11 protein-coding genes and 2 pseudogenes are annotated in these 11,632 nt (G+C 52.0%); 11 read left to right on the top strand and 2 right to left on the bottom strand.

Going from position 1 to position 11,632, the window contains the following annotated elements; all coding sequences use genetic code 11:
- Together HY788_02010 and HY788_02005 are read right to left on the bottom strand one after the other, a co-directional pair.
- Positions 1 to 681 (bottom strand): transposase family protein (locus HY788_02010; GenBank protein ID MBI4772950.1); only part of this gene is annotated, 681 nt, incomplete at its 3' end.
- A gap of 411 nt (positions 682 to 1,092) precedes the next feature.
- Positions 1,093 to 1,260 (bottom strand): DUF4372 domain-containing protein, encoded by a 168-nt coding sequence (locus tag HY788_02005; GenBank protein ID MBI4772949.1) that lies wholly within the window; start codon positions 1,258 to 1,260, stop codon positions 1,093 to 1,095.
- Positions 1,261 to 1,540: 280 nt separating this feature from the next.
- Here HY788_02005 and HY788_02000 point away from each other — a divergent pair.
- From HY788_02000 to HY788_01950, 11 genes and pseudogenes are all read left to right on the top strand, one after another.
- A protein-coding gene (locus tag HY788_02000; GenBank protein ID MBI4772948.1) for an IS630 family transposase occupies positions 1,541 to 2,673 on the top strand; the annotation gives its coding sequence in 2 pieces (ribosomal slippage) (positions 1,541 to 1,979 and positions 1,979 to 2,673; 1,134 coding nt in all).
- Positions 2,674 to 2,860: 187 nt separating this feature from the next.
- The gene (locus HY788_01995; GenBank protein ID MBI4772947.1) at positions 2,861 to 3,325 is read left to right on the top strand and encodes a MarR family transcriptional regulator; all 465 of its coding nucleotides are present in this window, start codon (positions 2,861 to 2,863) and stop codon (positions 3,323 to 3,325) included.
- Positions 3,326 to 3,464: 139 nt separating this feature from the next.
- Complete coding sequence (locus HY788_01990; protein ID MBI4772946.1) at positions 3,465 to 3,845, top strand: PaaI family thioesterase; 381 nt, start codon at positions 3,465 to 3,467, stop codon at positions 3,843 to 3,845.
- A 166-nt stretch (positions 3,846 to 4,011) separates the two neighbouring features.
- The gene (locus tag HY788_01985) at positions 4,012 to 4,986 is read left to right on the top strand and encodes an epoxyqueuosine reductase (protein ID MBI4772945.1); all 975 of its coding nucleotides are present in this window, start codon (positions 4,012 to 4,014) and stop codon (positions 4,984 to 4,986) included.
- Positions 4,987 to 5,105: 119 nt separating this feature from the next.
- Positions 5,106 to 5,882: a DUF1638 domain-containing protein gene (locus tag HY788_01980; GenBank protein ID MBI4772944.1), complete on the top strand. Its 777-nt coding sequence runs from the start codon at positions 5,106 to 5,108 to the stop codon at positions 5,880 to 5,882.
- Positions 5,883 to 5,977: 95 nt separating this feature from the next.
- Positions 5,978 to 6,214, top strand: a complete 237-nt coding sequence (locus HY788_01975; GenBank protein MBI4772943.1) for a 4Fe-4S binding protein — start codon at positions 5,978 to 5,980, stop codon at positions 6,212 to 6,214.
- Positions 6,215 to 6,256: 42 nt separating this feature from the next.
- Positions 6,257 to 8,541: pseudogene (locus HY788_01970) on the top strand (molybdopterin-dependent oxidoreductase).
- 68 nt (positions 8,542 to 8,609) lie between these two features.
- The gene (locus tag HY788_01965; protein ID MBI4772942.1) at positions 8,610 to 9,311 is read left to right on the top strand and encodes a DUF3786 domain-containing protein; all 702 of its coding nucleotides are present in this window, start codon (positions 8,610 to 8,612) and stop codon (positions 9,309 to 9,311) included.
- A 397-nt stretch (positions 9,312 to 9,708) separates the two neighbouring features.
- Positions 9,709 to 10,419, top strand: a pseudogene (locus HY788_01960) (Crp/Fnr family transcriptional regulator).
- Between the two features lie 153 nt (positions 10,420 to 10,572).
- Entirely contained in the window at positions 10,573 to 10,983 is a 411-nt protein-coding gene (locus tag HY788_01955) for a pyridoxamine 5'-phosphate oxidase family protein (protein ID MBI4772941.1), read from the top strand.
- Between the two features lie 259 nt (positions 10,984 to 11,242).
- Complete coding sequence (locus HY788_01950; protein MBI4772940.1) at positions 11,243 to 11,470, top strand: hypothetical protein; 228 nt, start codon at positions 11,243 to 11,245, stop codon at positions 11,468 to 11,470.
- Positions 11,471 to 11,632: the final 162 nt, after the last annotated feature.

Genomic DNA, 11,632 nt, shown 5'->3' with positions numbered 1-11,632 from the left:
TTCCGGATCCCGGAAGCAGGCCCGGGTGATGGCGCACTTGGCATTGTCGATGATCAGCTTTGCCGGCAGACCGCCGAACCACTCAAAGGTTCTGCGGTGGCAGGCAAGCCAGGTTTCGACTTTCTGATCGGTGACGACCTCGGCGTACATGTGCCGGCTGAAGCACAAGGTCATGACGAAAATCCAGGTCTTGGTCTTCTGGCCGGTAAAGGCATCGGTGATCTCCGGTCCCTTGCCGAAATCGACCTGGGCCGCCTCTCCCGGGGCAAAATCCAGGATACAGGTGGCCTTGGGATATTGCTTTTCGAAGGTGTTCACCAGGCGTCGAACCGACGAGTAGGACCCCACAAAAGGGAAGTGATCGACGAGCCGCTGATGGATGGTCGTCATCTGCACGCCGGCATCGATCCACTGCCGGATCTGTTCTTCATAGGCAGAACTAAGCGATTGGTGGGTCGGATTGGCCGTTTTGTTCGTTTCGAATGCTTCGGCCAAGACCTCGTCCTCGGGCAAGGGGACATCGGGTTTGAGCCATCCGTTTTGTTCGGCCACCGTCCGGACCTGGGCGCATTTAAGGCACCCTATCATCCTGGTTCTGGCGATGGCCCGGTCGCTTTGACCTAAACGCATCCGATGGATGACTTGACGATAATGGTACATCTCGAACCTCCGATTGGCCATGGCAGATCCTCCCGGCAGCAGTTTTTGGCCGGGAGTCTACCGCAGTTGTTCCCATGGTCCGAGACCCTTTTTGACTTCCAAAAAAACGTTCACCAGAAACAGGGTGGCCCGATTACGCCGATCAGAAGATGGCCTCATTGCGGCGATCACAAAGTGGCTCGATTGCGCCGATCAAAAGGTGGCTCCATTACAGCGATCAGGAAGTGGCCCGATTACGACGACCACGTAATGGCTCTATAGCAGCGATCAACAACAAGTTGTGGTATGCTTCCGTCAATCCCCGTCGTGCCGCGGACCAACGGGCCGTGGTCGGGCTCCAACGAAACCACGAGCTGGGCTGGAACCTCCGCCAGACTCGCCCCATTTACGCTGCCGTGATCCACGCATGGGTTGCCGTCCGTGTTGTACGGCTCATCGGTCGCATTCCCGTGCGTGTCCGTCGGATACTGCGGGCTCCATGTCGGGAACGGGCACTGCTGCACGCGCGCCCAGATGATACAGCCTTCTCGACTGAAACCGGAATTGATTCACTATATCGCGAAGGCCACATCTGGTTGAGATTTGGACAAACATCATCACAACGAACTGTTCCCAGCGACCGAGGGTTCTATGTTTTCGTACAGGCTGATAACCTTCTTACTCAATGCGTCGAAAATCGTGTCTATCAACCGGTTGCAGCAGTTGACCGAATATAGTATTAACATGTGCCGTTGCCTGATTTTCCTTTAGTATCAATCAGTTATACGGAAAGTAGATATAACACGAATGGGTTTCTTCAGGCCTAGTACCATGTAACATTTAATACTTCGTTAAATATGAATTATGATATAATGGCGGGAACCCAAACAAGGAGCCCGCCATGTCGCCAAGGTACCGGGTAACATTGACCAAAGAAGAACGAAAAGAGCTTGAGGTAATAACACGACGCGGAAAAGATCGAGCAAGAAGAGTCATCCTTGCGCGCGCCTTGTTACTTTGCGATTGCGGTCCTGAAGGTCCGTCATGGAATTTGTCCGACATTTCACAGGCGCTTGGAATAACCAGCCGGACCATTGAACACCTCAAAAAGCGTTTTCTTGAGGACGGTCCTGAAGCGGCGCTGGAACGCAAGCAGCGGGAAAAGCCGCCACGGGAAATAAAATTTGACGGGGCATTTGAAGCAAGGCTGATCGCCTTGGCGTGTTCGGATGCGCCGCAGGGATATCGGCGATGGACGGTAAGGCTTCTTGCCGATAAAGTTGTAGAGCTGAATATCGCTCCATCCGTATCGCACATGACCGTGCAGCGGGTTATAAAGAAAACGAAATTAAACCTCACCTCAGGAAGTACTGGAAAATCCCTCCGGAAGGCAGCGCGGCGTTCGTAGCCAATATGGAGGATGTTCTGGGAGTTTATCAACTGCCATATGATGGGGACTACCCGACGGTATGCATGGATGAAACCTGCAAGCAACTGATAGGTGAAGTTCATGAACCCATCCCCTGCGGACCCGGAAAGCCGGAACGCATTGACGACGAATATGTTCGAAACGGCGTGGTCCAAATATTCATGGAAGTAGAACCATTGGCCGGCAAAAGACATGTGGAGGTGACCGAACACCGCACCAGAAAAGACTGGGCGATTCAGATCAAGCAGGTGCTGGATGAACGATATCCGGGGGCAATCAAGGTGCGCTTGGTTATGGATAATCTGAATACCCACAGCATCGCCTCGCTTTATGAAGCATTTGAGCCTCAGGAGGCCAGACGACTGGCCGAACGACTTGAAATCCATTACACGCCAAAACATGGCAGTTGGTTGAACATGGCGGAAATTGAACTCAGCGCTCTGAAAGGGCAGTGTCTTGACCGCCGGATCCCCAACATGGCAACCATGTGGGCCGAAGTGGCCGCTTGGGAAAAAGATCGACATAACAATGCCAAAAAGATTGCTTGGCAATTTACTACCTTGGACGCTCGAACTAAACTGAGGCGTCTTTATCCGAAACTATAACTGTTACTTGGTACTAGTTTTATCCGCTTAACCGAACAGTTGTGAGTCAAGATGTGATTGCCTTGTTTTTTTGCATCCATTGACTTGACTTAGCGCAATCATTGGTGTATATACACTTAACAGCACCCCCGATGTGCCATCAATGGTGCGATGCTTCGGAAAGAATCTTTGGGCAGTCAGGAACGACATGGCAGATAAATTGAAAAACGTGGAGATCGCAAAGTGTAAGGAGATAGGACGCAGTTGCGCTTGCTACAATTTGCGGAGGGCTGCCCGCGCAATTACGCGACTCTACGAACGTTACCTATCACCCAGTGGCCTAAAAGCAACACAATTTACTGCCCTTATGGCCGCTCATTTGAGAGGCCCCATCACGTTGACGAAACTGGCTGATTTGACAGTAACAGAACGGACAACACTCACGAGAAACCTGAACATTCTTGAGAGCAAGGGATTTCTAAGCATCGAAGCGGGAAGGGACCGCAGGGAACGCCTTGTGACCATTACCGAAAAAGGTCGAGAGACTCTTATGGCTGCAATACCGTTATGGGAGGTGGCCCAAACGCACATTGAGAAGGGTCTAGGAAAAGATCGGCTGGAAAGCTTCCTCGGCGGCTTATCAGAAATTACCTCCCTATCTCGCAACCCATAATATTTTTTTGGGGCATATATGTGTAGCTACACTGAAATGCAAACGTTAACTATTTTTTAAGAACTTGAAGGTCCATATGAGATGCGCATGTTGGCATATCATTGCCTGACATCTGCATATATAGATAGGGGTTACCTCGATGAATGAAAGAACCGCTATCAGTCTTCCGCATCAAATCCAGATGGTATTGAACGGTTTGATCCCACCACCTCCGATTGCAAACCTTATCGGTTTCAAGCTCGTCTCGGTTAGTCCAGGAAGGGCAAAAATCGAGTCCGAAGCTGATGATCGTCACGCAAACCCTATGGCGAAATTGCGTGGTGGTGTTGTCCGTGACATCAGCGATGCCGCCATGGGGATGGCATACGCCGGCAGGCTCAAGGAAGGAGAGAGCTCCACGACACTCGAGTTCAATATCAACGTCCTTGAGCCAGTCTGGAAGGCCAAGCTGCGAGCCGACTCAAGTGTCGTCGATGGGGGAAAAGACGGTTGGACTGGTGACGTGGGATGTTTTCGATGAAAAGGAAAAACTCATTTCACGAGCAAGTAGCACCTGCATGACTCTGCTGACGGGTGAACAGGCAGCTGGGCGGTAATGCCGGAAAAGAGAACCATATAAGTTGGCGCGGGCCATCCTTGGCCGCTTCCGTCTGGAAAATCAAGCTATACCAGAAAGTAAAAAGAACATGTCCAAACAGAACGGAGTTTATTCAGCCGCTGAGATCAAGAAAATCTGCCTGGATGCCGGGGCCGAAGACGTAGGATTCGTGGACCTGGACCGCGATGCGCTCCAGCAGAAGGAGCGTGAAGGGATCTTACACGTCTATTCCCTTACCCGGACTGTCATTTCAGTCATTATCGCAAACAATCGCGAAAACATTCAGAGCCCGGCCCGCTATGTGGCTAATGAGGAATATCATCGTACGGGAGACAGGACTTCGAACGTTTCGCGAGAGATCCTTCGTCGACTGAACCAACTCGGCATCCGTGGGGTTGTTGTAAACCGTGGGTGGCCCATGGCCATGGAACGGTATCCAGGAAAGATCTGGGATGTCAGCCACAAGATCATGGCCGTGGAGGCCGGTCTGGGACACATGGGCATGAACCGGCTGGTCCTTCATCCGAAGTACGGTAGCAGTGTCCAGTTGGAAAGTATCCTGGAGAATGGCGCGATGGATGTATATGATTATCCCCTTAAGGAAAATCCCTGCATCAAGTGTAATCTATGTGCCGCCGTCTGTCCCACCGGAGCCATCACCAAAAACCAACCCTTTGATTTTATGGCCTGCATCACTCATACGTACAGAGACAATTACATCGGGTTTAATAACCTGGTGGAAGCCATCGTCACCTCTCACGACATGGGGGAATACCGTTCTCATTTCGATGATAGGGAGACGGGCTTCATGTGGCAATCTTTGATGTTTAAGATGAGCTACCGGTGCAGCTACTGCATGGCTGTCTGCCCGGCGGGAGAAGAAGTCAAACCCGCCTATCTGGAAAACAAGAAAGAACATATCGAAAGGATTCTCAAACCGTTGAGAGACCGTCAGGAGCGGGTGTACGTTACAGCCGGATCTATGGCGGAAGCAAGGGCTACGGGGAATAAGAATAAGGAAGTCATGATCGTGAAGGGGATAACGCGATCTAATCCAAAATAGCTGGAAAGCCATGAAGTTAGGTATATGTTCCGGTGGAAGAGCAACCTCCACAGATCATATTGTATCCCTACAGGCAGAGACGGGGGGGCCGGCAAGATGGGGAAAGGAAGGATAATAACATGGCCAAAATTGGTATTATCACCTGCCAAATCCTGGAACTCGAGTTCGCCCACGTGTTGAGTGCTGACACGGAAGTCTCGGATGTCTTTGTTGTCGACAACGAGTTTTCAGCGGGTTTGCTTTCAGAACTCAAGGACCACGGCAAAAAGCCGGTGCATAGGCTGACAACCCTAAAGGAATTCGGGAAAACGTCAGGCGACGGGCACCAAGTATTGATCCGGGTCATGGAGGTCGGACTGCATTCCGTGACTAAAAACCTGCAACGCCATGTGGTGTCTGCCGTCGAGGAGATGGCCCAGCACGTGGAAAGCGTCCTTCTCGGATACGGTCTGTGTGGAAATGCCCTGGACCATGCCAAGGATCTTTTTTCGGAAGTGGGTGTACCAGTGATGCTTCCCATGGATGAAGACCATCCGGTGGACGACTGCGTGGGGCTCATTATCGGTGGACGTGAAAATTATTATGCGCGGCAATGCGAGTGCGCAGGCACCATGTTCATGAATGCCGGATTTTCCCGGCACTGGCGGAAGATCCTGGACTCGGATATCCCTGAGGAATTGCTCCCGAAAAAAGACATGCTCCTGAAGCGCATGATGCGAGACTACGAACGCAGCCTGCTGCTGCCCACCAAAGTGCTGGGCGAAATAGAGATGATGGCGAACATCGAAGCATTCAATGCCAAATTCGGTCTCCGCACCGAGTCCACCCCAGGCACGTTGGCGTTGCTTGAAAAGGCGTGGCAGGAAGCGAAAAACCGGTCAGCTGAAAAATGTTGATGAAATTTGGGCTGAGATCGATTCCATGATATTTCATTGCCGGCTTGAACCAGGATGAATGCATCGGCTGTGAGACCTGCTTGGACCGCTTCCGGATGGCGGCTTTCGCCATGATCGACCAAGGAGACGCATCGTTGAATTTGGACCACTGCATAGGCTGCGGTCTGTGTGTGACTACTTGTCCGGCCAAGGCTCTCAGCCTGGTGCGCAAGTCCCAGGAGCACACCCCCCCGGTACCGGCCAACATGAGGGAGGCCCTCACGCATAGGGCGCAACTGAGGGCGCAGATGGAGGTGACTGATAACGTGGAGCGTCACAAGCAATTTCAGTAACCGGTTAACCCCGGCCTAAGAGTTTTACCACAGGAGGTAATCATGAGCGTTTGGCAAAAGACTACCTGCGTAATGTGCGCTGTCTGCTGCGGCCTTGAAGTCAAAGTTGAAAACAACCGCATTGTCAAAGTCCGCCCTGACAAGGACAGCCCTATCAGCGAAGGATACGTCTGCCGAAAGGGCTTGAACATCGCTTATCACCAGCACAATGCGGACCGGTTGCTTTACCCGATGAAGAAGGCGGGCGGCAAATTTGAACGCATAAGCTGGGATCAAGCAATCGGCGAGATCGCAGAAAAACTCAAGAAGATACTTCAAGAGCATGGGCCGCGGTCCCTGGCCTCGGTAGCCGGCGGGGGCGAATTCAACTTCTACCCGACCCGGTTCCTGGCCGGCTTCATTCAGGCTCTTGGGTCACGTTACCAGTACTCATCCGCCAACCAGGAGTTTGCCGGCCGGTATTGGGCGCACGGGCTAACATTCGGAAGCCAGATGCTCGAGCTAGTACCTGATTACGAGAATACCGAGATGCTGATGGCCGTCGGTTGGAATGGGATGATGAGCCACCATATACCCCAGGCCAGGAGAGTATTCAACAGAATTTCCAAAGACACGGACAAACTGCTTGTGGCGATCGACCCACGGCGTTCGGAAACGGCGAAAATAGCGAATATTCACCTGGCCCTTCGGCCGGGTACGGATGCCTTGTTGATATTCACCTGGCCCTTCGGCCGGGTACGGATGCCTTGCTGTTAAAATCGATGATTGCCATCATCCTCAAAGAGGGTATGCATAATCCGGAATACATCGACAAACACGTTAACGGGTTCAAGGAGATACTGCCCTGGTTCACCGGATTCGATGTGAACGCGGCGCTAAAGGTCTGCGAGCTGGAGTACGACCAGGTGTTCCGAGTCTGCCGGGAATTCGCCAAGCGCCACTCCTGCCTGCGTGACGATCTTGGAATCCTGATGAACCGGCACAGTGCCCTTGTATCCTATCTGCTCGTTGTGCTGCTGGCGATCTGCGGACGCATCGGTGTGCCGGGAGGAAACTACCTTGTGGGCGGAAAGATGTACTCAGATCCGAATGACCCCAAGACGTGGAGGACAGCGGTGACCAACATCCCGGCCATCGCGGGGATGTTCCCTCCCAATGTCATGCCGGAAGAGATCGCAAGCGACCGTCCCGACCGGCTGAGGGCCGCCTTCGTCCTGGGGGCCAATCCATTGCGGTCTTATGCCGATACGACTGCGTATGAAGAGGCATTCGGGCGGCTCGATCTGCTGGTGGTAACTGAGATCGCAATGAGTGAGACCGCCGCACTTGCACACTACGTCCTGCCCTGCAAGACAACCTACGAATCATGGGTCCCGGCGGACGCTATTATCCCCTCCAAAACCAACGAAGGTTTCCTGGACGTATATAGCCGGATGCGCCGGCCTGTTGTTGAGGTAGAAGGAGAGCAGAAAGAAGCGGGTGAGATATTCACTCTCCTGGCCGACGCCATGGGGCTGATTCCCGCACTACCCGACTCGCTTTGCCAGGCTGCCGGAAGCGGCAGCCTGGGGACATACCGTGATGCGCTGATAGGTTTTGTAATGGAGCATCCTGAGAACATGATGTGGGTACCCTTCATAGCAGCCAAGACGCTGGGCAATGCCATCGGTTCCGCCCACCTGGCCGGCTATTTCACCGGTTTTTTACAGAGGTCCCGGGCTAAGCAGGAGGAGGCGGCAAGGGTGGGTTTCGACGCCGGACCGGACCAGGGGCCGGCCCTCTACCAGGCCATCATCGACCATCCGGAAGGCGTGCTGGTTGGAGTACAGGACATAGGGAAAAATCTCGGTAGGTTGGCCACAAAGGACGGCAGGATACGGCTTCATACCGCAGAGGCGGAAGAGTGGATAAAGGAAATCAGCCCCGGTGAGGAAGAGAAACGATTGAAAACCGATGCCGAATTTCCATTGATCCTGATGGCAGGACGTCACATGGACATGAATTCCAATACAGCTATGAGGGATCCCGCGTGGAACAAAGGCAGGCGGCCCTGCACCCTGGCGATGAATCCAGCGGACTCAGAGATATATGGGTTCTCCGACGGACAAATGGTGAAGGTTATCACCGAGGCGGGCGAAGAATCCATCGAGGTAGAGCTTACCGAGGACGTCAGAAAGGGCCAGGTCATCATTCCGCAAGGCTTTGGTCTGGTCTATGATGGCGTTAAATATGGCGCTAACGTCAACAGATTAACAAAAAACACAAACCGAGACTTTGTCGGAACCCCTATGCATCGCTATGTTCCCTGCCGGGTCGAAGCGGCCTGACCCAACGGGAGCGGCCCAAAACAGGGGGTTCAAGAGGATAAGAGCTTTGAGGCAGAGGGATAAACGCCATGAGCACGTTGTTCAAACAAATTACGAGAGATGGTAACCTGGAAAATATATCGGGATTCGGCGGCTACAAAAGAATTTATGAAGAGCTGATCCAGCAATTGCGGCAGGGAGATATTCCTACCTTGGCAGAACATCTTGAGCTTGCGCTCAACCAGGAAGGCGAAGCCGAAGTCCCATTTTTGGGCGTCACTTATCTATTATCAAGGGCTGGAGTCAGGAGAGATGATGGCCAAGGCTTCTCGGATGTTACTGGAAGCGCCTTAATTCGTTATTTGTTAACGGGAAGTTGTAGCCGCCCGGCAGGAGAGTTTGTGACCTTTGCGATGCTGGCCGGCCCGTTGTTTAGGCAGGGAGAATATTCCAGCAGCGCTATAGAGCGACCGATCATTAAACGCTTTGAAAGACGTGCTCCAGAATTGCTGCGGGTCGCGACATCAGTAGGTGGACGCATGGGTGGGATTGGAGGCTTGGATTCAGTCAGCATACTTTTCGACTTGCTTCCTCACATCTTACTACAATTAATTTTCTATGATAAAGACGATGAATTCCCGGCCCGAGCGACTCTGTTGTTTGAGAAAAATTCGACGCAAGTACTAGATTTCGAAACATTGGCTGTGCTGGTTACTATATTTGTCAACTTTCTGACGAAATCAGATCCCGTTTCGATGATCGGGAAACGGGCTTCATCTGGAAGTCCTTGATGTTTGGAATGAACTATCGATGCTGCTACTGCATAGCTGTCTGCCCGGAGGGAGAAGATGTCAAACCCGCTTACCTGGGAAAACAAAAAAGAACATATAGAAGAGATTCTCAAACCTTTGAGAGACCGTCAGTAGCCGGTATACGTTACGGCAGGATCTATGGCGGAAACAAGGGCGACGCGGAATAGAAATAAGGAAGTCATGATCGTGAAGGGGATAACGCGATCTATTCCAAAATAGCCCCGACAACAATCTGTGATTTCAGGGAACAGGAAAATGCCTGAAAAATTTTTCGGGACTATGAACCCCAAAAGGCTATTTTCAGAATCATCAAGAAGCCTTTCTGCCGGAATTAAACGACAATGTTTGCACATTGAGAGAGTTAGAAGGCTTGCCAATGACATGTCTTTGTGAAACAAATATCCCTGAGGAACTAGCCGTATCCCACAAATGCGGAAAGGATATCTGGCTTTTCAGTAAACTCGAATCAGAAGATCTGGCTGCGTTGACCAGTGTGGGCAAACGAAAGGTCTTTCGACGAGGCGAGGCAGTGTTCCATCAGGGAGATGCTGCGGACTCCATGTTCCTGATCAAGTCGGGACGGATCAAACTAAATAAAACCTTTGTAGACGGCCGCGAGGTAACCCTCGATTATCGAAAAGGAGGCGATACCTTGGGCGAAAACATTTTCGGCGAAGCGACCCACTATCCCGTAACGGCATGGTGCAAGGAAGATACCTATACCTGCGGATTTAAAAAAACCGATTTCGAGCAACTGATTCTGGAACACCCCTCCATCGGTCTGCGGGTGATTCAAAGGCAGAGCGAACTGATCGAATCCCTGTCCACACGGATAGGCGATATGGCCATACCCTCTTTGGAAGAACGGCTGTACCGGATATTGATCAACGTAGCCCGTGATCACGGCGTTGCTGTCGACCAGGGACTCCGCATCTAGTTTCCACTGACTCACGAAGACCTGAGCTTTCTCACCGGTTCCCATCGAGTGACCATCACCAAGGCGATAAAGAGACTCGGAAAAGACGGTAAAATATACAAGAAGGGCCGTTCTTATATTTTGAAGAAGGCCGCCGTATCGCCCGATTAAGACGATCATTCCGAAAAAAATGAACGTTTTGTAGCGAACGCTACAGAACCTTATTCTTTCCGGCGATATTGTGGTGAGCATGAGCAATAGGACATTCTGGGATAACCCGGAACCGGTAATATGCTTCCACCCGTTTTCATTCAGGAGGATACCATGGTCGAAATCAGTAAAGAGGTGTTCGAAATCGTTAACAAACCCGGCAGAGTTGGAGTTTTGGGTACCGCCGACAAACAGGGACAGCCCAACGCCGCCTACTTTGGCAGTCTGCGCTTAATGGAAGACGGTTCGGTTGTTCTGGGGCTTGGCAAAAACCGCAGTCTGAAAAATCTTGAAGAAAACCCATTGGCCGTACTCTTTTGCCTCACCGAAAGCCCCGTGGGATTCCAGACCCCTGGTGTGCGACTCTATCTAAAGGTAAACGAGATCCAGAAGGCTGGGCCCATGTATGATGGAGTCAAGACCGCAATTGCCGAGCATGCCGGCGCCGACGCGGCAAAAATGATCGTAGCAGCCGCCGCTTTCAAGGTAACAGACATCCGAAAACTTGTGGATTGGCAGGGGTAGTGACAATTGCAGGGCCAGTGATCCCGGGGCATGTGCCGGCATGTCGGGCAATGCCGATTGCGGCATGAATGGTACGTAATGCGCATGGCGCCGCAATGGCTTCATCGCTCGATATGGCCGCCGAGATATGCGGTTCGGCAGTTTAACAGGTCATGTGTGGCAAAAGAGGGACGGGGTTGAATTTGCGCGTTTCTTTGTTTCAGCATCCGTGATATGGAGACCTCACCCGCGAAAAGCACGGATTGACGCGGCGCGGGCGTTGCATCACATCATCCGCCGCGGGATCGAAACGCGCAACGTCTTCCGTGACGACACCGACAGAAACCGGTTTGTCGATCGCCAAGCGGCGAAACTGCCGGTTGAGACTCGAACACCCTGTTTTGCCCGTGCTTTGATACCCAACCACTTCCACCTGCTATGGAAAACAGGAAAAAAACCGATCGCCAAAGTCACCCAGCGTAAGTATTCACGGGGGGAAAACTTTTGAAAAAGTTTTCCCCCCGTACCCTCATAAGCGCTAACTTAAGAACTGTTTACTATGTTACTTTGCTTTTGCAGTTGCACTTGCTGTAGCAGTCGTTTTCTGGGCGATTCTCTTAAATAAATCGATATCTTGCTCCAGCCGGTGATGGATTCACCCAAGCTTAGT

Source organism: Deltaproteobacteria bacterium (assembly GCA_016208165.1).
Lineage (GTDB): Bacteria > Desulfobacterota > Desulfarculia > JACQYL01 > JACQYL01 > JACQYL01.
The sequence above is the reverse complement of the archived record's forward strand: the minus strand, read 5'-3'. Positions and strand labels throughout refer to the sequence as shown.